At 59.5% G+C, this 20,284-nt stretch carries 24 protein-coding genes; 18 read left to right on the plus strand and 6 right to left on the minus strand.

Translation table 11 applies throughout. The features are described 5' to 3' along the window. Positions 1-77: 77 nt before the first annotated feature. From INT40_RS11795 to INT40_RS11805, 3 genes are all read left to right on the plus strand, one after another. Complete coding sequence (locus INT40_RS11795) at positions 78-260, plus strand: hypothetical protein (protein ID WP_193096147.1); 183 nt, start codon at positions 78-80, stop codon at positions 258-260. An 89-nt stretch (positions 261-349) separates the two neighbouring features. After that, positions 350-1,243, plus strand: a complete 894-nt coding sequence (locus INT40_RS11800; protein ID WP_193096125.1) for an SDR family oxidoreductase — start codon at positions 350-352, stop codon at positions 1,241-1,243. 284 nt (positions 1,244-1,527) lie between these two features. Continuing rightward, positions 1,528-1,944, plus strand: coding sequence for a ChaB family protein (locus tag INT40_RS11805; RefSeq protein ID WP_193096126.1), 417 nt, complete (start codon positions 1,528-1,530; stop codon positions 1,942-1,944). 37 nt (positions 1,945-1,981) lie between these two features. On the opposite strand, the gene INT40_RS11810 is transcribed toward INT40_RS11805, so the two are convergent. The 3 genes from INT40_RS11810 to INT40_RS11820 all read right to left on the minus strand — a co-directional run bounded on the left by INT40_RS11810 (position 1,982) and on the right by INT40_RS11820 (position 4,786). Continuing rightward, on the minus strand, positions 1,982-2,575 hold the full coding sequence (locus tag INT40_RS11810; protein WP_145997489.1) for a helix-turn-helix domain-containing protein: 594 nt from the start codon (positions 2,573-2,575) through the stop codon (positions 1,982-1,984). A gap of 67 nt (positions 2,576-2,642) precedes the next feature. Next, complete coding sequence (locus INT40_RS11815) at positions 2,643-3,629, minus strand: malate dehydrogenase (RefSeq protein ID WP_193096127.1); 987 nt, start codon at positions 3,627-3,629, stop codon at positions 2,643-2,645. A 305-nt stretch (positions 3,630-3,934) separates the two neighbouring features. Beyond that, complete coding sequence (locus INT40_RS11820) at positions 3,935-4,786, minus strand: glycerophosphodiester phosphodiesterase (RefSeq protein ID WP_193096128.1); 852 nt, start codon at positions 4,784-4,786, stop codon at positions 3,935-3,937. 167 nt (positions 4,787-4,953) lie between these two features. Here INT40_RS11820 and INT40_RS11825 point away from each other — a divergent pair, with 167 nt between their 5' ends. Then, a complete protein-coding gene (locus INT40_RS11825; RefSeq protein WP_193096129.1) occupies positions 4,954-5,595 on the plus strand; it encodes a PepSY domain-containing protein in 642 nt (213 codons plus the stop codon). Positions 5,596-5,634: 39 nt separating this feature from the next. On the opposite strand, the gene INT40_RS11830 is transcribed toward INT40_RS11825, so the two are convergent. Together INT40_RS11830 and INT40_RS11835 are read right to left on the minus strand one after the other, a co-directional pair. Continuing rightward, positions 5,635-5,850, minus strand: a complete 216-nt coding sequence (locus tag INT40_RS11830) for a hypothetical protein (protein ID WP_193096130.1) — start codon at positions 5,848-5,850, stop codon at positions 5,635-5,637. A gap of 135 nt (positions 5,851-5,985) precedes the next feature. After that, on the minus strand, positions 5,986-6,492 hold the full coding sequence (locus INT40_RS11835; RefSeq protein ID WP_193071895.1) for a GNAT family N-acetyltransferase: 507 nt from the start codon (positions 6,490-6,492) through the stop codon (positions 5,986-5,988). A gap of 255 nt (positions 6,493-6,747) precedes the next feature. On the opposite strand from INT40_RS11835, the gene INT40_RS11840 reads away from it, so the two are divergent. The 9 genes from INT40_RS11840 to INT40_RS20970 all read left to right on the plus strand — a co-directional run bounded on the left by INT40_RS11840 (position 6,748) and on the right by INT40_RS20970 (position 12,800). Continuing rightward, positions 6,748-7,623, plus strand: coding sequence for an NmrA/HSCARG family protein (locus INT40_RS11840; protein ID WP_193096131.1), 876 nt, complete (start codon positions 6,748-6,750; stop codon positions 7,621-7,623). After that, the gene (locus tag INT40_RS11845; RefSeq protein ID WP_193071897.1) at positions 7,620-8,234 is read left to right on the plus strand and encodes a TetR/AcrR family transcriptional regulator; all 615 of its coding nucleotides are present in this window, start codon (positions 7,620-7,622) and stop codon (positions 8,232-8,234) included. The genes INT40_RS11840 and INT40_RS11845 overlap by 4 nt, the downstream gene beginning before the upstream one ends. 32 nt (positions 8,235-8,266) lie before the next feature. Next, positions 8,267-8,431 carry a hypothetical protein gene (locus INT40_RS11850; protein WP_193071898.1) on the plus strand — a complete coding sequence of 55 codons (165 nt, stop codon included), beginning with the start codon at positions 8,267-8,269 and terminating at the stop codon, positions 8,429-8,431. Continuing rightward, positions 8,428-8,700, plus strand: coding sequence for an SDR family NAD(P)-dependent oxidoreductase (locus tag INT40_RS11855; protein WP_193071899.1), 273 nt, complete (start codon positions 8,428-8,430; stop codon positions 8,698-8,700). Before INT40_RS11850 ends, INT40_RS11855 begins: the two co-directional genes overlap by 4 nt. A 67-nt stretch (positions 8,701-8,767) precedes the next feature. After that, a complete protein-coding gene (locus INT40_RS11860; RefSeq protein ID WP_193071900.1) occupies positions 8,768-9,652 on the plus strand; it encodes a nitroreductase/quinone reductase family protein in 885 nt (294 codons plus the stop codon). 56 nt (positions 9,653-9,708) lie between these two features. Beyond that, the gene (locus INT40_RS11865; protein ID WP_193071901.1) at positions 9,709-10,497 is read left to right on the plus strand and encodes an SDR family NAD(P)-dependent oxidoreductase; all 789 of its coding nucleotides are present in this window, start codon (positions 9,709-9,711) and stop codon (positions 10,495-10,497) included. Between the two features lie 68 nt (positions 10,498-10,565). Further along, complete coding sequence (locus tag INT40_RS11870) at positions 10,566-11,933, plus strand: FAD-binding oxidoreductase (RefSeq protein ID WP_226831205.1); 1,368 nt, start codon at positions 10,566-10,568, stop codon at positions 11,931-11,933. A 160-nt stretch (positions 11,934-12,093) separates the two neighbouring features. Further along, positions 12,094-12,570, plus strand: coding sequence for a VOC family protein (locus INT40_RS11875; protein ID WP_319021980.1), 477 nt, complete (start codon positions 12,094-12,096; stop codon positions 12,568-12,570). A 95-nt stretch (positions 12,571-12,665) separates the two neighbouring features. Continuing rightward, positions 12,666-12,800, plus strand: a complete 135-nt coding sequence (locus INT40_RS20970) for a hypothetical protein (RefSeq protein ID WP_264298405.1) — start codon at positions 12,666-12,668, stop codon at positions 12,798-12,800. 276 nt (positions 12,801-13,076) lie between these two features. On the opposite strand, the gene INT40_RS11880 is transcribed toward INT40_RS20970, so the two are convergent. Continuing rightward, complete coding sequence (locus INT40_RS11880) at positions 13,077-14,198, minus strand: magnesium and cobalt transport protein CorA (protein ID WP_193096132.1); 1,122 nt, start codon at positions 14,196-14,198, stop codon at positions 13,077-13,079. A gap of 157 nt (positions 14,199-14,355) precedes the next feature. On the opposite strand from INT40_RS11880, the gene INT40_RS11885 reads away from it, so the two are divergent. From INT40_RS11885 to INT40_RS11905, 5 genes are all read left to right on the plus strand, one after another. Beyond that, a complete protein-coding gene (locus INT40_RS11885; RefSeq protein ID WP_193096133.1) occupies positions 14,356-15,624 on the plus strand; it encodes a CDP-glycerol glycerophosphotransferase family protein in 1,269 nt (422 codons plus the stop codon). A 108-nt stretch (positions 15,625-15,732) separates the two neighbouring features. Then, entirely contained in the window at positions 15,733-16,122 is a 390-nt protein-coding gene (gene tagD / locus INT40_RS11890) for a glycerol-3-phosphate cytidylyltransferase (protein ID WP_193096134.1), read from the plus strand. Positions 16,123-16,240: 118 nt separating this feature from the next. Beyond that, complete coding sequence (locus INT40_RS11895) at positions 16,241-17,071, plus strand: CDP-alcohol phosphatidyltransferase family protein (protein ID WP_319021981.1); 831 nt, start codon at positions 16,241-16,243, stop codon at positions 17,069-17,071. Then, entirely contained in the window at positions 17,068-17,991 is a 924-nt protein-coding gene (locus INT40_RS11900) for a glycosyltransferase family 2 protein (protein WP_193096135.1), read from the plus strand. The genes INT40_RS11895 and INT40_RS11900 overlap by 4 nt, the downstream gene beginning before the upstream one ends. Positions 17,992-18,161: 170 nt before the next feature. Then, positions 18,162-20,282: an acyltransferase family protein gene (locus tag INT40_RS11905; RefSeq protein WP_193096136.1), complete on the plus strand. Its 2,121-nt coding sequence runs from the start codon at positions 18,162-18,164 to the stop codon at positions 20,280-20,282. The last annotated feature ends 2 nt before the right edge of the window (positions 20,283-20,284 follow it).

Genomic DNA, 20,284 nt, shown 5'->3' on the forward strand with positions numbered 1-20,284 from the left:
TTCAGAGAGCACCGTGCTGACCAAGATCGCAATGAGTCTGATGATCGCGGATGCGGCATCAGTGAGAAGAGGCGACGATGACGAATGATCGAGAAACCGAGAGCATGGAGAAGACCCTCAACACTGTTCCCGATGAAGCGCCGCACGATGTTGCTGAAACGCCCGGAACAGATCACTCCACCAAAGAACACGATGATGAGTTGGTTGATGAGTGGGAAGACGAGTCTTTTCCCGCAAGCGATCCGCCAGCGCATTACTGACCAGCTCATCTCTCAACAGGCGGTTTATCTCTCAACAGACCCTGGCCAGCCGAAGCGAATCGACCACCAGTTGAAAGGGGCCACAGCTCATGAGCGACCAACTGACTTTCCAGGATCCGGTGAATCGATTTCCGGACATCTCTCCGCCCAAACAGGACCAGCCTGAGCCGGGCCTCGACGTCGAACTGATTCCAGGCACTGACCGTGGCGAACAGAGCTATCGCGGCACCGGTCGGCTCAAGGGGCGCAAGGCGCTGATCACCGGTGCCGATTCCGGCATCGGCTCGGCCGTCGCTATCGCGTTCGCTCGCGAAGGAGCAGATGTCGCCCTGTCGTACCTTCCTGCTGAGGAGGACGACGCACGCCATGTCTGTGACATCATCCGCGAGGCCGGCGGCACAGCGGTGCCGCTGCCTGGTGACCTCGCCGACCCGGACTACTGCCAGCAGGTCGTCCACGATGCGGCAGACGGGCTGGGTGGACTCGATGCCCTGGTGAATAACGCGGGGCGACAGATTGCCGTCGAAGAGATCGAAGATCTCTCCGATGAGCAGTGGGGCACTACCTTCGAGACCAACATTCGGGCCATGTTCCGCGTGACGAAGACAGCAGTGGGTTATCTGCCCGCCGGCGCAACGATTGTGAACTCAACGTCCGTTCAAGCGTATTCTCCGTCGACCCACCTGCTGGACTACGCGTCGACTAAGGCTGCGATCAACAACTTCACCAAAGGACTGGCCACTCAGCTGGCTCCACGCGGCATCCGGGTCAACGCGGTCGCACCCGGCCCGATCTGGACACCACTCCAGGTCTCTGACGGCCAGCCGAAGGAAGCACTGCCCCATTTCGGGAAGAACACTCCCTTGGGCCGAGCCGGCCAGCCGACGGAACTCGCGCCAGCTTATGTGTTCCTCACCTCGGCGGAGTCGAGTTACGTCCTGGGTGAGACCCTCAACGTCAATGGGGGCCAGCCCACGCCGTGACAGAACGTTCTCGGCCAACACCGTTGTCGGCCCGGCGCCACGCCATCGGAATCCAACTCGGCGACGGCATCTCCACCGCACGCACCCGGTAGGAGACCGCCGCGGACGAAGTGGGTGTTCGTCGGAATCGGCGCAGTACTGGCCATCTTCTCAGCACACCGCGATAGAGGGGCGAGGCGATATCGACGCCGAGGCTGTGCGGCACGGCTCCTGACATGTGAAGGTGATCTGCGTTACGGTCGGAATAACCGTGACACCCGCGTACGTGAGGAGAAGTGGTCACCATGCCGAAGATGAGCAGCTCAGGAGTGCCGAAGAAGTCAGAGCTTCCGACGACCTTGCGACATTCGGATGCCAAGGCCCAGCGCACTTTCGCGAAGACCTATGACTCCGCAATGGAGGAATACGACGACGAAGAGCGTGCTCACCAGGTGGCCTACTACGCGTTGAAGCACACCCACGAGAAGGTCGGTGACAAGTGGGAACCGAAATCCTCGCCGGGGCCATCCGACTCACAGGCCAAGGGCGGGAAGAACACCGATCGCCCGACCGCTGGCGGGGTGGACGCCAATGCTACGAAGGATCACCTGTACCAACTGGCAACTTCGCTGAAGATCCCGGGACGTTCGACGATGAACAAGAACGAACTCGTCGAGGCCCTCGAGCGTGAAAGCAATAAGCAGACGAAGAAGGACGCCTGAAGTCTGGCCGAGGCCTGAGCCTTCCGAATACCGGGCCTCAGAACACTGGGGGAGTCATCGTGGCGATGATGACCGCCTCGGCGTCTCCGATGACACGGAACCAGTGCGGCTGGTCGCCCTGGTAGGTGATGCTGTCACCTGCCTCGAGGGTGTAGCCGTCCTCGCCGATCTGGAAATAGCAGGCCCCTTCGAGGACGAATAGGCATTCCTCGGCACGATGATGGCCGAAGGGCACCGACTCGTTGGAGTAACCCGCCGGGACACGCACCTTGAGCACCAACAACTGACCGTTCATGGTCGGCGTCAGCAGTTCGTAGACGAGCCCACGATCGGTGACCTGCAGCTGCCTGCGGCCATCGGCGCGGACCACACGGTTGTCGGTAGGCTCCTCACCAGTGTCGAAGAAACGTCCGACGGGTACATCAAGGGCCTTGGCAATCTTGAGCAGCGTGAGATACGCGGGATTGCCCAGGCCACGTTCGATCTGGCTCAGCAGTCCCTGACTGACCCCGGCCACGCGGCCGAGGTCAGCCAGAGTCATCCCGGCCGATTCCCGCAGGCGGCGAATGAGGGCACCCATGTACTCCACACTCGGATCAGCCATAGTCGGCACGTCATTCTCAGCGCTCACGGGAACCTTCGCTCAACGGGGCAATAAGATCTTGAGAATATCAGCAGATCCGCTCAACCCCGCGACCTCAGATCAGTCCGAGACCGGTCACGGACTCACGCTCCTCGGCCAGCTCAGCCACGGTGGCGTCGATCATCCTGCGGCTGAAGTCGTTGATCTCCAGCCCCTGCACGATCTCCCAGTTCCCGTCCGAAGTTGTCACGGGATAGGAGGAGATCAGTCCCTCAGGCACCCCATAGGAGCCATCGGAGACCACAGCCATCGAGGCCCAGTCGCCCTCGGGTGTGCCGTGCAGCCAATCGCGGGCGGCGTCGATCGTCGCCGCGGCAGCAGAGGCCGCTGAGGACGACCCGCGCGCCTCGATGATTGCGGCACCGCGCCCGGAAACCGTGGGGATGAGATCGTTTTCGATCCAGGATTGGTCGCCGATGACCTCGGCTGCATTCACTCCGCCGATTTCCGCGTGGTAGATGTCGGGATACTGTGTGGCTGAGTGGTTGCCCCAGATCGTCATCTTGGATATGTCGGCCACCGTTACCGCGGCCTTTTTGGCCAGTTGCGCCAGGGCGCGGTTGTGGTCCAAGCGGGTCAGCGCGCTGAAACGTTCGGCGGGGATGTCGGGCGCATTGCGCATTGCGATCAGCGCATTGGTGTTGGCCGGATTCCCGGTGACGCCGATGCGGACATCGTCGGCGGCGACTGCATTGAGTGCCTTGCCCTGGGCGGTGAAGATCGCACCATTGGCTTCGAGGAGGTCACTGCGCTCCATGCCCTGAGACCGTGGTCGAGCGCCCACGAGCAGGGCGAGGTTGACGCCGTCGAAGATGTGCTCGGCCGAATCGCCGATTTCAACTGAGTCGAGGGTGGGGAAGGCACAGTCCTCGAGTTCCATGACTACGCCTTCGAGAGCGGTCAGTGCGGGTGTGATCTCCAGCAAGCGCAGCTGAACTGGAGTGTGGGTGCCGAAGAGTGCGCCGCTGGCGATGCGGAAGAGGAGACTGTAGCCGATCTGACCGGCCGCACCGGTGACGGCGACTTTGATAGGGGCGTTCATAGATTGTGCTCCTTAATTGTGGTGGGAGTTTACCGCAGGCGATGCAGGCTGTCCTCTCGTGCGCAACGGCGGTGTTCGTCGGTGAACACTCCATCAACGCCACGTCAGTGAGGAGGATGCCGGTGCGGCATGACGAGGAATCCACTTCCTTGTTGAGGCCCGTCATGGTCGCGTGTGCGGCATCGCTGCGTCGGACGTCACTGCAACTTCTCGAGAGAAAGGTGACGAGCCGATTCTATCGGCTCGTCACCGCTGGGCATCAGGCAGGAGTCACATTTCGTCTCTGAGGCTGGCGGCATTGCCCGCTAGTTCGTCCAGGCATCGTCCGTGAAGTAGCCGTCGATCCAGCCGGGCAGACGGTGACCGTCCTTCGCCGTCCCGAGAGTATAGGGAGCGACGTGGAAGCCTGCCTTGTCGAGTTTGCGCAGGTCCCTGGTGGGCAGATTCTTGCTGGGGCCGACCCATTCGATGCCAGCAGCGGCGATCTCATCGAAGGATTCCTGCGGCAGGGTTGCTCCCGAGAGGTAGAGGGAAGTGTAGCCGCGTTCGGCGATGGTCTTCGCCGCCTCGAAGTCGAAGGACTGGACGATGAGTGAGTCGGCCAGTCCGCGTTCGTCGAAGACGTCGAGAACCTGATCGACCTCCGCCGAAGTGGCCCCGGGCTTGATCTCGGGAACCATGACGACCTCCCCGCCGAGCTCGTCGAGTGCCTCATCGAGAGTCACCGTCTGTGCCGATTCGCCACCTTGTGGGTGCTTGATGGTCGCAGCGTCCCATTCTTCGCGGCTGAGGTTGCGGATGGGGCCGCTGGCTCCGTTGAGTGTGCGGTCGGCCGTGTCGTCGTGGATGAGGACAGGGGTGCCGTCGTTGAGGAACTGGATGTCCATCTCGGGCAGGAACCCGCCCTTCGCCGAGGCGGTGAATCCTTCCATGGACTCCTCCGGGTAGACGTCGGAGCCGCCCCGGTGGGAGATCGTGGTGGGGAATTCGAGTTCGGAGACCTGATGGGGTGCCGCATAGTCGTTCTCGGAGGATGAGCCGAGAGTGTGTGCGGAGGCGACGACGCCGGGGCCGAGAGTCGCCGTCAGGGTGAGCACCGCGGCGGCGAGGATCGTAGAAGGACGAGGGCGGACCTTGTTCTGCTCAGTCGTAATCACGCTTGTGACGCTATGGGTGCCAGGCAAGCTCCCGGAGGACGAGAAATGAACAGCAGGATGAGAACAGAAGAATGATGACAGCAGTTCTGATGGACCTCCGACCGGTGGCGTATTCAGTGCCCTCCGGCGGGGTTTTCAGTCCACCAGACGAGTGTTAGCGTGACCGTATGAAGACGAATCGAATGTCCCAGGTTGCAGTTGCAGGTGTGCTCGGAATAGGGCTGGCGCTCGCGGGGTGCTCGGGCACTTCAGATGACGAAGCTCAAGAGTCGCAGGCCCCTGCCGAGACTCAGGCAACGGATGCGTCGGAACCTAGCGATGAAGGTTCCACAGACGAGGCGAAGACCTCAGATTCCAAGCTTTCCAAAGATGCAGATCTGAGCAAGGAATCTCCATCCACTTCGGCCAAGGACGCTGTCAAGACGGCACAGGATAAGGCCAAGGCCAAAGACGGGGTTCTGCACGCAATCGAACTCGATTACGACAGTGACGACGGTAAATGGGAATACGATGTCAAGATCATGGACGGCACGACTGACCATAAAGTCGTCATTGATGCAGACACCGGCAAGGTCGTTCGCGACGAATCGGAAGACAGTGATGACAAGGAAAAGGCCATCGACCTCGAATCTCCGATGACGTATGACGAAGCGTTCGACCTGGCCAAGAAGAAGGGCGAAGGCCGTCTCTCCGGTTGGAAGCTCGAATATGACGACGGACAGCGCGAATACCAGTTCGACTTCGATGACAAGGGATCCGAAACCGAAGTCACAGTCAATGTCGAATCGAAGAAGGTGACGGTCGACTGAGGCCTTCTTGGTAGTAGCGCCCGCGCGCCATCGATCCGTTCAGACGTGGGCAGCGAACTCGTTCAGCGTGTCGGTGTAGATCATCGACTGTGCGAAGTGGATGTCGTGCGAACTGTTGACTCGAACGGTCTGGTTCTCCGGCAGCAGCTCCTCGACGAGGGACAGGTCCTCATCGCTGAGGGCAGCTAGCAGATTGCCTTGTCCATCGTGACGAGTGCTTGCCTTCAGGAACGTGGTTGGGCAGGCGATGGCCACCCGGTGTAGCCGAGGTCTTCGGCTGCGCGGGACGTGCTTGGTGAAGTAGTCCTTCGTTCTGACACTGGCGATTGCGGCCCCTGTTGTAATGGCCAGAGCCGTGCCGTCGGCCGCGATGATCGCGGCGGTGGGCTTTCAGACTGCGGTCGAAATTCCTGCAGTCGTGGGTCGCGCAAGGAAGACGGTTCCAGCCACATGCTCGCTGATGTCGGAGGGCGGTTCGCAGATCTCATAGCCGGCTTGCTGGTAGATGCGAATATTTCGTTCACTTCTCACCCCGGTAAACAGAACGAATCTGGTCGTGTCCTTGGGCGCCAGGCTCTCTCCGGCTTGGAGCAGCCACTGACCAAGACCCTGACGAGCCAAGTCAGGTGCCACCATCAGGCGACCGATCTCCCAGGAGCCACCGCCGGTGGACTGCCCCCTCACGGCACCGACAAGTCGATCTCCACGCCGCAGGCACAGCGTTTCCCAGGACTCGGGCCACCGCAATACATCGTCGACGGTCTCGTGAAGCGCAGGGATATTCAGGGTGTCATTCAGCATTGCTTCCGGGACCCAACAGCACTTCTGGAGCACGGCCACTTCTGCAGCATCGCCTTCAGCGAAGGGCTTCAAGGTGAATTCGGATTCTCTGCTCATGCGTCGGTGGCCTTTCCTCAAATCCGCAGCGGGAGTGCTCGGCGATCTGCCTGCCTGCCTGCTGGTGGTCATTCTCGCGGGGTGCTTCAATCGGAACGAAAGTTCCATTTACCCAGTCTAATCGCGCTCAGCTTTGACATGCGCGAAAGATGTTTAAAATAAGTGGAATAATTCATCCGTATTGGAAGTTGATGGATGTACAGGCTCGCAGATTCCCGCGAGAGCACGAGATCGCGACAGCAGAGGAGATAGGACATGAACACCAACAACAGCCTGACAACGAAGGGCGACACGATTGCCGTGATCGGCGGTACAGGACAGCAGGGCGGAGCCGTTGTCTCGGCACTTCTGAGCCGGGGAGTGCCGGTTCGAGCGCTCGTCCGTGACCCGAGCGCACCGCGCGCACAGTACTTGGGCCAGGCCGGCGCCGAACTCGTCACCGCCGACCTCAACGACGCCAGCTCACTTGAAGAGGTCCTTCGCGGAGCCGCAGCAGTCTTTGCCATGACGACATTCGCCGGGCCCGGAGGAACACGCGGCGAAACTGAGCACGGTCTGGCCATCGGCAACGCCGCTTACCGAGCCGGCGTCGGCAGGTTGGTCTACAGCTCGGTCGGCGGAGCCGAACGAGCAACCGGCATCCCCCACTTCGAGAGTAAGCGGCGCGTCGAAGAACACCTCGAGGAATTGGACCTGCGCACAACGTTTATCAGACCCGCATTCTTCATGGACAACTTTGCGTCCTTCTCACAACCCACAATGGACGGCGACACTCTCGTGGTCCGTCTGCCATTGCCGGAGGGAGTGCCGCTGCAGATGGTTTCCACTCGCGACATCGGACGGGTAGCCGCGGCTGCCCTGTTGGAACCTGCAGGCATTCCCGGCGGAGCAATAGAGATCGCCGGCGACGAATTGACCGGAGAGGAAATTGCCGCGGCATTTGCCCATGCGATGGGAATCCCAGCCAGGTATGAGCCGATGTCGGTGGATATTTTGCCCGATGAGGACCAGAAGAAGATGTTCACCTGGTTCGCTCAGCTCCCGGCATATCGTGCCGACATGAGCCTGACTCGCACCCTCGTGCCCGAAGTGCTCGATCTGCCCAGCTGGATCAAGGAGCAGAGCCGATGAGTGAGAACGCCGAGCCGAAAGGCCCGTCACAGCATAAATCCCAGACTCGCCGTGACGCCTTAGCGAACCAAGAGCGTCTTCTCGCGGCCGCGGTGACCGCGATGCTGCGGGAGGGACGGCAGGTGCCGATGGCCTCTATCGCCCGGGACGCGGGAGTCGGCATCGCCACACTGTACCGCAACTACCCAACTCGTGAAGCACTCTTGGAGGCACTCACCGAGAGGTCCTTCGGTCTCGTTCTTGACGTGGTGGAAGAAGCCGCAGCCAGCGAACGCCCGGCGATCGGCGCCCTCGAGGTATTCCTGTCCGGCACCATTGCTCATCGCGATCAGCTCGTCCTCCCTCTGCATGGTGGTCCCGATGAGTTGAGCGAAGAATCACGGCGTCTTCGAGCAGAGATCGATACAGGCATTGGCCGAATTCTTGACCGAGGTCGAGACGATCTCACCATCAGGTCCGATATCACGGCGGCCGACGTCGTGTTCTTCGGTGCCATGCTCGCGCAGCCGCTCTCACAGGATGACGACTGGCTGGAGGCGAATCTGCTCCGCCAGGAGCGAGTCTTCTTGGCTGGTCTGGCTCCAGCACCACCTGCACTGGAACAACTCTGATCCAGCGATAAGACCGCAAGGAGAACATCCACATGAATGACAACAACAGCAGCGGACGAGTCGTCCTGATCACCGGCACCGGCATCGGCAAGGAACTCGTCACGCGATTTCTGACCAACAAGGACACTGTCATCGCCACCGACGTCTCGCCCGAGGCACTGCAGGGTCTTTTCCGTTCACCCCATTCGTCGACATGACATCGGCGCAGTGGCGGACCGTGATCGATATCAACCTGACAGGAAACTTTCTGATCTCTCACGCACTCCTGCCCCTGATGAAGGACCGCGGCTGGGGACGCATCATCAACATCAGTTCCGCATCGATCTTCTCCGGCGTAGCGGGTCAAGCGCACTACGTCGCGGCCAAAGCCGGACTCGTCGGGCTCACCCGAAGCCTCGCCTCCCCAGACTCCGACTTCATCACAGGTCAGACCCTCAACGTCGACGGCGGAATGTTCATGAACTGACGCCGCTGCCGGACGACTCCCAGTACCACCAATCAGAATGCACATCGCACAGGAAGGGCGAACTCAAATGATTGATCTCAACGACAGCATCATCAAAGCATTTCGAGCCAACGACGGACGAGTCGATTCCGCCGGCTTCGGTCCGGTGCTGCTGCACACTCGCGACGCAGACAACCGCGCCGAACGGATCACTCCGGTGCTCTCACTGCGAGACGGCGGCGACTGGTTCGTCGTGGTGCCAGGCGAAGGAGCGCAATGTGACCCCACCTGGGTCGTGAACCTTCGCGTACACCCCGATATTGTGATCGAAGCTTCGATCGACAACGAGATCCGCACCATTGCCGTCCACGCTGAGGAACATAGCAATCGGAATCTCTCGTCAAGCATCCGATTGATCTCCCGAGAGGCCGATAATCAAGCTGAGAGCGGTCCGGCTCCCACTCCCGTCGCCACCGACGACCCGACCCGCGACATCTCTGTCCGGCGCCCCAACACGGACGAGAGCCTGGAACACTACGGGGTGGTCGGCGACAACTACACGATGGTCCTGAACGGCGAAGACACAGCAGGCCGCTATGCGCTCATCGACATGTTCGTTCCAGCAGGCGGAGGCCCGCCGCCGCACCGACACGACTTCGAGGAGATGTTCTACGTTCTCGAAGGACAGATCGACGTCACCTTTCGCGGTGAAACGACCATCGTCGACGCGGGCGAAGTCGTCAATATCCCCGCGCGTGCACCGCACTTCTTCCACAACTCCACAGGTGCCGACGCTCGAATGCTGTGTCTCGTCTCTCCACCCGGACTCGACGAATACTTCAGCCAATGGGGGCAACCGCTGCCCACCCGCACCGCCCTCAACGATCTGAGCGCCGAGGAGGCGCAGCGGAGCCTGTCCACGGCCCTTGAGATCGGCCCTCACTACGCAATCGATAACCTCCCACCCACCTGACCGGACGCCAGTCGGTGAAATGAACGTGCCTCCCGCTCGGACAGAAGGAAGAGCATATGAACCTGAACATCAGTGAACGACCACAGCCACTGCAGGACCAACTGTCACCGGACGGCACGCTGCGGGGCAAGGTGGCACTGGTCACCGGGGCCTCCTCGGGGATTGGGGCGGCCATATCGCGAAGTCTCGCCGAACAGGGTGCCGTGGTCGCAGTCGCGGCGCGTCGTCGCCCACTGTTCGACCACCTCGTCGACGACATCGAAGCCTCTGGTGGAACAGCAGTGGCCATAGACCTCGACGTCACAGACGAGTCATCCTGCCGAGATGCCGTTGAGACCTGCGTGGATCAGCTCAGTACGCTCGACATCCTGGTCAGCAACGCCGGATTGATGCTGCTCGGCCCCATCGAAGATGCCAACACAGAGGATTGGCGTCGAATGATCGATACCGACGTTCTCGGGCTCATGTACACGAGCCATGCCGCATTGCCGCACCTTCTGCGTGCCAAGGGGACAACCGTTCAGCTGTCCTCAGTCGATGGCCGCACCGCTGGACCACTGACTGGCGTCTACAACGCCAGCAAGGCGGCAGTCAACGCATTCTCCGAATCGCTTCGTCAGGAGGTGACCACTCGTGGAGTTCGAGTCGTCGTGATCGAGCCGGGCGCGACCACAACTGACCTCGCCACCCACATCACTCATGCACCTACCCGTGATGCGGACTCGGAGTTTTCTTCGGCGTTGCGACCGCTCGGGCCCGACGACGTCGCGGCAGCGACGGTCTTCGCAGTCACTCAACCACCACATGTTGCCGTCAATGAGATTCTTCTCCGCTCGGTTGACTAACAACGATAACCAGTCCAAACAGGTGCACCTGACTCAAGGCGCCGAACTGCGAACGGAAGATGCAGGCGATGACAGCTCAAGAGACGATGACGACTCCAGACAGTACAACGATCTCGGCACTGCGGGAGGCACTGTCGAACCAGATCGACCCGATGCGCGTTGTGACGGAAGAGGACCAGATCACTGCAGCGGCAGCGATCTGGAACGGAGCGGTCGACCACCGCCCGGCCCTGGTGGTGCAATGTGAAACATCCGCCGAAGTGCAGCACGCCGTGAGAACGGCACGCGAGTTCACGCTGCCGCTGTCAGTCCGAGGAGGAGGCCACGACTGGGCTGGCCGCGCGATACGTCCAGACGGTCTGGTCATCGACCTATCGACCATGCAGGAGGTCTCAGTTCACGAGGGCGTCGCCACCGTGGCAGGAGGGGCTACATCAGAAAATGTAGCGGTAGCCGCTGACAGGTTCGGATTCGCCGCCGCCACTGGAACCGTCGGGTCTGTCGGCATGACCGGCCTCACCCTGGCAGGTGGATACGGGCCGTTCTGCGGAAGTCTCGGACTGGCCACCGACAACCTGTTGAGCGCCGAGGTGGTGCTGGCCGACGGCCGATTGGTGCGAGCCGATCAGGACAGCAATCCTGATCTGCTGTGGGCGCTTCGGGGTGGTGGCGGAAACTTCGGAGTCGTCACCTCCATCGAGGTAGCACTGCACTCGCTGACAGAAGTGTTGGTGGGATCCTTTTTGTTTGCGTCCGAGCACGCGAAACAGGTTCTGGCCGGGTACGGCGATCTGGTCAGCCAAGCGCCCGACGAGCTTACCGCCGTCCTCTCAATCGTGCCCTCCGATGATGGGACCCCGGTCATTTCGGTGTCAGCAACATGGTCGGGACCCCTCGCCGACGGTTACGCATTCATCGAGGAATTCAGCGGGCTCGCGACACCTCTGACTGTGGACATCTCCGTGATGACCCCGTTGGCCAAGCTGCGCCAGCTCGACGGCGTGCTGCCCGACGGTGCCCACTATGCCATCGGCACGCGAAACATTGAGGCGCTGACCCCGACCGTTGCCCCGGCACTGCTCGAATCATATGGAGCCCGAGAGTCGTCCGGGTCGTTCCTGAATGTTCATCACTTCCACGGTCGGGCCAGTGATCGACGCGTCGAGGATACAGCGTTTGGCCGGCGTGAGGATCATCTGATGATCGAATTGATTGAAGCTGGAGAAACAGTCTCCGACTGGACCAAGACTGCTGTATCAATACTGGCATCACACGCTCTGCCGGGCGGCTACCCGAACCTCCTGGGCCCGGACGAAGAAGAGCAGACTGCCGTGGCCTATGGGCCGAACACGTCGCGACTGCTCGACATCAAGGAGCGTTTCGATCCGCACGGAGTGTTCCATGCAACGGCCCTACCCGATCGAAGAAGGCTGTAGATCGACTCAGCAATTCAACTATTTTCGTCAACGGCGCCAACCGCGTGTGTACTGGCAGCCAGCATCCACACCACCGGAAACGACAGGTGATGCTTGCCCGGGCCCTCGATGAGGCGTTGGTACCGCTTACCCCTTCTTTCTAGTGCCTATTGCTCACCTCGTGTCTACTTTCGACCAGGGTTGCCGCGGGCGTAGCCTTGTCACCATGGCACTAATTGAGAGCTCAGGCTTCGCCCACGTCCGGCTGACCGTCACCGACATCGCGCGGTCCAAAGCGTTCTACGACCGGATCTTCGGATGGCCGGTTGCTATCGACGCCTCGGACAAGGCAGGTGAGCCCGGAGTCGAGAATTCACCGGAGAAGTTTTACGGAGGCACCGTGTACCAGACGCCGCAGGGCACGCTGTTCGGCCTTCGTCCAGTCGGTCAGGAAACCTTCGATTCCGAACGTACCGGACTTGACCATGTCAGCTTTGGCGTTGCTTCGCGTGCAGATCTCGACCGAGCGGCAGCGAACTTAACTCAAGCTGGTGTCCAGCATGGGCAGATTATCGACTTAGCTGACACGGGCATCGCCATTTTGTCGTTTCAGGACCCGGATGACATCAACATCGAACTCACGGCACCGCTTGACTAACTAATCGTAGGCTCGCTTCGGGCCCGAGCAGCTGTCGAGGAGTGGAAGAGAAGCGGGCCATCCCTTTCTGGTTCTCACTATTAATCACCGCGGCCGTGACTGAAGTTGAACGTGATCTCATCGTCGAACGCACTGAAGCTGCCAGAGTTCGCGGCGGGGGAGGTGGCGCTGATGACTTCGAATTCTCACGCTCCACGCATCACCGCATCTTCAAGCGCCGTTCGGCGTGATCCTGGCCAACCGGAGGAACGATTCACATCTTCTGTTCTTCTTGTCGTGCCTTCGTGATCCGGATCTGTGCACGTGTCCAGGCCTTCCCCTCAGGTGCCGGCTCCATAATTTGTGAGCGGGCGGATGCCTATCATCGCCTCAGTGGCGTTTTGTCCTGTTAGTTTGATTGGAGGATCAAACTTCACCTCGACTGAGGCCTCTCCTCATCGGCTGACCCGCAGGTCTCTGTCGGCGACGAAGCTCGAATGATCATCGTGATGGTCCGGACGATGTTCTCACATCCACTTCTTCACCTTGAACACGGTGTAGAGGACCACGCCCAGGCCGACCATCAGCCCGATGGCCATCGGGTAGCCGAAGGCCCAATGGAGTTCGGGCATGTCATCGAAGTTCATCCCGTAGATTGCCCCGATCAAGGTCGGAGCGAACAGGATCGCCGCCCACCCGGAGATCTTCTTCATATCTTCGTTCTGGCGTTGGGCCACCAGGGTGGAGTTGACGTTGAGGATCTGCGACAGGGCTTCGCGGAGTTCAGCAGCTTCGGCAAGGACACGGGTGAGGTGGTCGGTGACGTCGTCGAGATAGGCCTGCAATTCGGTCGGGATCGCGTACTTTGTGGCGCCGTTGCCCAGACGTTGAGTGAGTCGATTGAGATGAGTGGTCGTGTGGAGGACGTCGATGACCTCTTGGCTGAGCAGGTAGATCCGTTCGGCTGCCGCGGTGTCTCCGCTGAAGACCTGTCGTTCGATGCCGTCCTTGTCATCCTGAAGGCCGTCCAGCACAGGGAAGTAGGTATCGACGGCTGTGTCGAGCAATCTATAGACGAGGGCTTCAGGGCCGAGCGAGAGCAGATCCCTGTCAGAGATCCACTGTCGTTCCTCGCTTGTGAAGTAGGAGTTCATGTCCTCAGCACGGTCCGGGATCGGTGTCCCGTCGATGAACCGATCATCCTGGCAGATGATCACGAGGACGTTGTCTTTCATCAGGAGGTGGAATTCCTTGAACTCGACCTCCTCCGCTGAGTCGATGTAGACCGCTGATTTGAGGACGACGAACAGGACATCGTCGTACCGGTCGACCTTGGGGCGCTGATTGGCGTGGAACAGGTCGTCGACAAGGACGGGGTGCAGATCCCACACCGAAGCGATCTCCGCGAGCAGTTCAGGCGTGGACCGAGGGATGACGACCTGAGTGAACGCTGCCGAGGTAGGGGAGTCGTCTGTCGAATCTCGTTTTGAGAGTGCTTCGGCGAAGTCTGAGGAGGCCGATATCTCATGCGGCTCACTGCCCACAATCTGGCGGCTGAGGAGTATCGGCCTCGGCGATTCAACCGTCGCACCGGAGCCGCGTTTGCGCTTGGCAATCGGTTCGGACTTGTGTCTGCGTGCTCGTGTCATGGTGTTTCTTTCGCTCGACTAAGACTCCAACGTAGCCGAGGAAGAAGCGGTGAGCACAGCTCGCCTCTCGGCTCAATTGATCATAATGGCAGGTCATGTTGTGCATAAGAGGAGGGTCGGTTCAGGGTCTTCGAATCTGCACATGCACAATAGTCCTATGACCAATCTTCCGGATGACCTCTCGCATCAAGCGATCAAAGGGGTCAACTTCGCCCAGTCAGCGGCCAAGCTCGGTGCGCGAAAATTCCGCGACCGGATTCAAGAGTCACGACTCTCTGGTGATTTCTACCCACAGGCGACGGACGAATTCGTGGCTGCCGCTTATTTCGGCGTCGGAATGGATTCGGTCTATCAGCTCGAACAGTGGATCTGGCCGTTCGAACAGTTGGAAGCAGAGATGAAGAGCATGGGTCTCGGCGATCGCCCGTTTGGGATCATCGTCCGGAGCTCCATCGTTGCGAAGCATCTGAAGACGGTCACCGATCTCCCAATTCGGTTCTCGCGTCTGACCAAGGGCCTCGATGAGTTCATGACGTCGTCGTCCTTGAGGGCCGTCTTCTATGTCAATCAGGGGACACCGAACTTTCAATCACTGCGTTATCCGGGGCCCGCTCACGTTCATCTCAGCCATGGAGAGAGCGAGAAGGTATCGATGATCTCCAACCAGCTCAAGGCCTATGACTTTGTCTTTACCGCAGGAGCGGCGGCCCGGGAGCGCATTGAGCGAACACTCTATGGAATGTGTGACGAGAAGATGCTCGACGTCGGGCGTCCTCAGCTGGACCGACCCCGAGCGATTCCGGAGGTGTGGCGCAACTTTGCCGCAGCCGAGCCTGATGGGCAGATAGTGTTCTATGCGCCCACATGGGAGGGAGACTCGCCGTCAATGTCCTATGGGGCAATCGCACACAATGGTGCGAGCATCGTCACTAAACTTCTCGATGCGGGATATCGAGTGATCTTTCGTCCCCATCCGCGTACTGGGGTGATCAAGAGCGAATTTGCAAAGGCAGTTGAAGCCATTGAGGATATCGTCGAATCCGATCCGCGAGCATTTCAGGATCGAACTTCCGACGTTTCGTGGCAGTTCGAGATGGCAGATATCGCTGTTGCCGAGATGTCCTCGGTGGCGTACGACTGGCTGGCATCGAAGAAGCCGCTCGTCATGATCGAACCCTTTAGCTCGGACGCCGAGGTACTGCCCGGGGGGCTTCTTGATCGTTGTCTTACCCTCCCCGCAGATGACAGCCTGGATATCGTCGATCTCATCACGGAGGCGGAATCGGCGTGGGACCTCTCCACGGAGCTGGGCCGACGTTATCTGGGTGATACGTCGCCTGGTGCGCAGATCTCTCAATTCATCGATGCCAGCAAATCCGTCATCGAGCGACGAAACGAGGACCGTCTTCAAAAGGCTGATTCGTGAGGCAGGTTACACGTCTGCAACCTAAGGTAACAGAATGGTAAACTGCCGCTGAACTGCTACTCCCATCCGCCTGCTCTTGAGGCACCAATCGTCTGGAAGGTTCCTTCAATGCGACGAGTCATCACATATGGCACGTTTGATCTTCTCCATTACGGCCATATCCGCCTGCTTCAGCGTTGCAAGGAGCAGGGCGACTACCTCGTTGTGGCGCTTTCAAACGACGAATTCAATGCTGGTAAGGACAAGAAGTCCTACTTCTCGTATGAGGAACGCAAGCACATGCTCGAGGCGATCCGCTACGTCGACCTCGTGATTCCAGAAGACAACTGGGAACAGAAGGTCACCGATGTCGAAAAATACCATATCGACACGTTCGTGATGGGTGACGATTGGGAGGGGAAGTTCGACTTCCTCAAAGACAAATGTGAAGTCGTCTATCTGCCCCGTACTCCCGAAATTTCAACGACTCGGATCAAGTCGGAACTCGGCAAACCCTGACATCTCGGTTGCCTGAAGCGCATTGGACACCCCTGTGCCTTCGAAGTGGCAATCGATGTGTCCACAGTAGAATGCTTCGAAACACTATTCAGATGCCTTGAAGCAGAGAGGAGCGGGTGTGCCCACACGAGAACCGCAGAGCCACCCGACCCTGGCTGAGCTTCGGGCTAAGGCCCAGCCGATCGAAGTTCGCAGTCGGAAGAACGCTGAGCACTGGAGCGCACAGCTTTACCTCAGGCACATTTCGATCTATTTCACGATGCTCCTCGTGAGAACGAGGATCAGCGCCAACGGGGTCACCGGTCTGATGATTCTTGCCGGCTGGTGCATTGCGGCCAGTCTGCTCATCCCAGGGATCTGGGGCGCAGTCCTTGCCGTGTTCTTTTCTCAGGTCCAGATGTATATCGACTGCTGTGATGGAGAAGTGGCCCGATGGCGTGGGACCAGTGGAGCCAAGGGCGTCTTCCTTGACAAAGTCGGGCACTACACCACGGAGGGCCTGGTTGCCGTGGCTCTTGGTGTGCGAGCCGTGGGGGAGTGGAACAACCTCAGCGACGATCCCGCCGGAACGTACCCGTACTTGCTGGCCGGAACTGTCCTCGCTGGTTTCGTCCTGCTCAACAAGGCGCTCAACGACATGGTTCACGTGTCCAGAGCGTTCAACGGTTTGGACAAACTTGCGGACTCGCAGGCAGCTACTGCTCTGAACCCAGGTTTTGTCGCGAAACTGAAAAGAGCTGCTCGATTCGTACCGTTCCATCGCATCTATCATTCCGTGGAGATGTCCCTCCTCGCCTTGGCCGCGAGCATCGTGACTCTGATCGCATCATCAGCTGGTGCGGCTCCGCTCTTCGGTGAACGTTGGCTGATCGTGATTCTGGCGCCGTTGTGCCTTTTGTCGGTCATCGGACACTTCATGTCGATCATGGCCTCGAGGAGGTTGTCATGACCGATTCTTCCCGTATTCTGTCCCAGCGATTTGAAGAAAGCCGCAAATATTCGTTCGGTGTTGTCGTGCTTTCCCAGGGGAAGCGACTCGAGGACCTCAACCGAGGGTTTGAGTCTCTGTTGGCGCAGAAGGGTGTCGACCTCGACGTTGTGTGCGTCGGCAACGGATGGGAACCCGAGGGGATCCCGGCCGAGGTCAAGACCCTGGGACTGCCGGAGAACTTAGGGATCCCCGCCGGACGCAACGCCGGAGTGCCGCACGTCGAAGGCGAATTCCTGTTCTTCCTCGATGACGATGCCTGGTTGCCCGACGACACCACTCTGATGCGCATGGCTGCGCTGATGCGCACAAAACCGAGAATCGGTCTGATCCAACCTCGTGTCGAAGAACCGGGCGGGCCGGATGCTCCGAAACGGTGGATTCCCCGATTGAAGAAGGGCGAAGCCGAGCATTCTTCCAACGTCTTTTCAGTGTGGGAAGGTGCCGTCTGCATGCAGCGGAAGGCATTCGACGAGTGCGGCGGCTGGCCGGGACCATTCTGGTACGCCCACGAAGGCATTGAGCTCGCCTGGCGCGTGTGGGATGCAGGCTACATAGTCTGGTACATGGGAGACCTGGTTGTGGCGCACCCTGTGATCGATCCCAGACGGCATGACGAATACTTCTACATGAATGCACGGAACCGTGTCTGGCTGGCTCGCCGTAATTTGCCGTGGCCCTTCAGCTGGGCCTACGTCGGTTCATGGACGCTGATGCAGTGCGTGAAATGGGCGAATAAGCCTCACCAGCTCCGAGCTTGGATGGAAGGCTGGCGTGCAGGCTGGCGACTGGATCCGTGGGCCGAGGGTGAGGATCGACAGAAACTGTCGAAACGGGGCGTGCTGCGGATGTCTCGACACGGACGTCCTCCCATCATCTGAGGCGAAAAGGCGCGTGCATCGAGCGGATCGGCATCAGGCTCTGCAGAATTTCTCATCTCGCTCGATCAGAATCGGTACGCACGCCTAACAACGACCTGCATAAACGAGGAACGACAACGACCACAGCCGGGTCCGATCCCACCGGCCGAGAAGTGTTTTGGAAGCGATACATGCAGTTGAAATCCACCCACGTTGAAAGACCGCCGAGTACGGACGCTAAACCGAGCGGGTCGGGATTCCGCGCCGATATTCAAGGTCTGCGGGCTTTAGCCGTCGGAGTCGTCCTGCTCTACCATCTGTGGCCTAATCGCTTCGTCGGTGGATTCATCGGCGTAGATGTCTTCTTCGTCATCTCCGGTTTCCTCATCACCAGTCACCTGATCAAGTCTCCGCCGAAGAACTGGCGAGACGTGACTGACTTCTGGGCGAGACGGATTCGCCGACTCCTGCCGGCCTCCCTGCTCGTGCTCCTCTTCGTCGGAGTCTCCACATACCTTGTGGCTCCTCAATCGATCTGGGTCGATACAGGACGACAGATCTTCTCCGCAGCGGTATACGTGGTCAACTGGGACTTCGCGAGTTCCAGCGTCGACTACCTCGCGGCGGACAATGCTCAGTCTCCGGTGCAGCACTTCTGGTCGCTGTCCGTCGAAGAGCAGTTCTACTTTGTGTGGCCCATGCTCATCGGACTCGCATTCCTGATCGGGGTGAAAGCCAAGCGACCCAAACAGATCGTCGGCTTCACCATTGTCGGCGTCTTCGCTGCTTCACTCATCTTCTCGGTCTGGTTCACGGTCGTGCAGCCGGCTATGGCCTACTTCATCACCCCGACTCGCATGTGGGAGATGGCGACTGGTGGACTCGTGGCAGTGTTCGTCAGCTATATTCGTCCGAAGCGCCTCCCCTTCAGCTCACTGATCGGGTGGGTCGGACTGGCAGGAATCGTCGCAGGGACATTCCTCATTCGCGCGGACATGCCGTTCCCCGGCTATATCGCTCTTGTTCCAGTCGTCTCCACCGCACTCGTGATCGTTGCTGACTCCCGCGGCAGATTCTCCGTGCTTCCTCTCCTATCGTTGCGGCCTGCACAGTTCCTGGGTGACATCTCGTATTCCGTCTATCTTTGGCACTGGCCGCTGATCGTCCTTGTTCCATACCTGTCCGAGAAGCTGGGCACCACGGAGAATCTTGGCCGCTTGGACAAAGCAATGATCATTCTTGTTTCACTCATTGTCGCGTGGGCGTCCACAACGTGGGTTGAGAACCGCTTTCGAAAGACCTCACTGTTGCGTAACCGGAGAAGGACGTTTGGTTTCGCGATAGTGGCCATGACAGTCGTCGGCTCGCTTGGTCTGAGCCAGATGTGGGTCTCAGACCGGATTGTCGAGCAGAACAAGGAGAACCTGCAATCCGCACTTTCTGACCCAGACTCCTGCTTAGGTGCCGCGGCATTGTTGCCGAGCGCGAAGGCCAACCCTAAGTGTGATGGCACGGACTCCTTGTTGATGGAGCCGGCTGCCGCTAAGAAAGATAAATCAAAGGCGTATGCAGATGGATGCTGGTCGAGCGAGCCATACACGGATCGACCCGAATGCACGTATGGTGACGGCGAGAAGCAGGTCGCACTGGTCGGCAATTCCCACGCTGGTCACTGGCTGCCGGCGCTGGAGCGATTGGCTGACGAAAACGATTGGACGATCACGACCTTCCTGGCATCGAACTGCAGCATATCGACCCTTCCGCAGGACCTCGGCACTCCAGAGGGCATCAAAGGTTGTCAGGACTATTCCGACTGGGTTGTCGATCGCACCACATCAGGCGGGTTCGACGCAGTGATCACCTCGGAACGGCAGTCAACACCGTTGGAAGGAATGTCGTGGGAAGAGACTGAGAAGAAGGCCCCAGCAGGGCATAAGGAAATACTGGAGAGCTGGACGGACGCCAAGCTGGACGTTGTTGTCATCAGAGATACACCTTATCCAGGGGGAGACGATATCCAGGTACCTGATTGCGTAGCCACACATGAGGATGAGCTCGAAGAATGCTCAGGAACTCCCAAATCGTGGCACTGGATGGATCCACTCGCAGAATCGGCGAAGGCAGTGGAATCGAAGCATATGTCGATCATCTACCCGGAAGATTGGTTCTGTCCGGACGGTCGATGTGAACCGGTCATCGGGGGAGTCATCACCTATTTCGATACTGCTCACATCACGGCCACCTACGCTAAGACCCTTGCACCTCAACTCAACGACAGGCTGCGTCACACTGGGCTGGGCACCTTCGAATGAGC

Source organism: Brevibacterium sp. FME17 (assembly GCF_014897515.1).
GTDB lineage: Bacteria > Actinomycetota > Actinomycetes > Actinomycetales > Brevibacteriaceae > Brevibacterium.

What these genes read in the sequence shown, in the direction of transcription:
- INT40_RS11850 (WP_193071898.1), top strand. Translation starts at nt 8,267, where the DNA reads ATGAATGACAACAACAGCAGCGGACGAGTCGTCCTGATCACCGGCACC.
- INT40_RS11805 (WP_193096126.1), top strand. Translation starts at nt 1,528, where the DNA reads ATGCCGAAGATGAGCAGCTCAGGAGTGCCGAAGAAGTCAGAGCTTCCG.
- INT40_RS11835 (WP_193071895.1), bottom strand. Translation starts at nt 6,492, where the DNA reads ATGAGCAGAGAATCCGAATTCACCTTGAAGCCCTTCGCTGAAGGCGAT.
- INT40_RS11880 (WP_193096132.1), bottom strand. Translation starts at nt 14,198, where the DNA reads ATGACACGAGCACGCAGACACAAGTCCGAACCGATTGCCAAGCGCAAA.
- INT40_RS11825 (WP_193096129.1), top strand. Translation starts at nt 4,954, where the DNA reads ATGAAGACGAATCGAATGTCCCAGGTTGCAGTTGCAGGTGTGCTCGGA.
- INT40_RS11845 (WP_193071897.1), top strand. Translation starts at nt 7,620, where the DNA reads ATGAGTGAGAACGCCGAGCCGAAAGGCCCGTCACAGCATAAATCCCAG.
- INT40_RS11855 (WP_193071899.1), top strand. Translation starts at nt 8,428, where the DNA reads ATGACATCGGCGCAGTGGCGGACCGTGATCGATATCAACCTGACAGGA.
- INT40_RS11860 (WP_193071900.1), top strand. Translation starts at nt 8,768, where the DNA reads ATGATTGATCTCAACGACAGCATCATCAAAGCATTTCGAGCCAACGAC.
- INT40_RS11840 (WP_193096131.1), top strand. Translation starts at nt 6,748, where the DNA reads ATGAACACCAACAACAGCCTGACAACGAAGGGCGACACGATTGCCGTG.
- INT40_RS11795 (WP_193096147.1), top strand. Translation starts at nt 78, where the DNA reads ATGACGAATGATCGAGAAACCGAGAGCATGGAGAAGACCCTCAACACT.
- INT40_RS11885 (WP_193096133.1), top strand. Translation starts at nt 14,356, where the DNA reads ATGACCAATCTTCCGGATGACCTCTCGCATCAAGCGATCAAAGGGGTC.
- INT40_RS11815 (WP_193096127.1), bottom strand. Translation starts at nt 3,629, where the DNA reads ATGAACGCCCCTATCAAAGTCGCCGTCACCGGTGCGGCCGGTCAGATC.
- tagD (WP_193096134.1), top strand. Translation starts at nt 15,733, where the DNA reads ATGCGACGAGTCATCACATATGGCACGTTTGATCTTCTCCATTACGGC.
- INT40_RS11800 (WP_193096125.1), top strand. Translation starts at nt 350, where the DNA reads ATGAGCGACCAACTGACTTTCCAGGATCCGGTGAATCGATTTCCGGAC.
- INT40_RS11905 (WP_193096136.1), top strand. Translation starts at nt 18,162, where the DNA reads ATGCAGTTGAAATCCACCCACGTTGAAAGACCGCCGAGTACGGACGCT.
- INT40_RS11900 (WP_193096135.1), top strand. Translation starts at nt 17,068, where the DNA reads ATGACCGATTCTTCCCGTATTCTGTCCCAGCGATTTGAAGAAAGCCGC.
- INT40_RS11865 (WP_193071901.1), top strand. Translation starts at nt 9,709, where the DNA reads ATGAACCTGAACATCAGTGAACGACCACAGCCACTGCAGGACCAACTG.
- INT40_RS11870 (WP_226831205.1), top strand. Translation starts at nt 10,566, where the DNA reads ATGACAGCTCAAGAGACGATGACGACTCCAGACAGTACAACGATCTCG.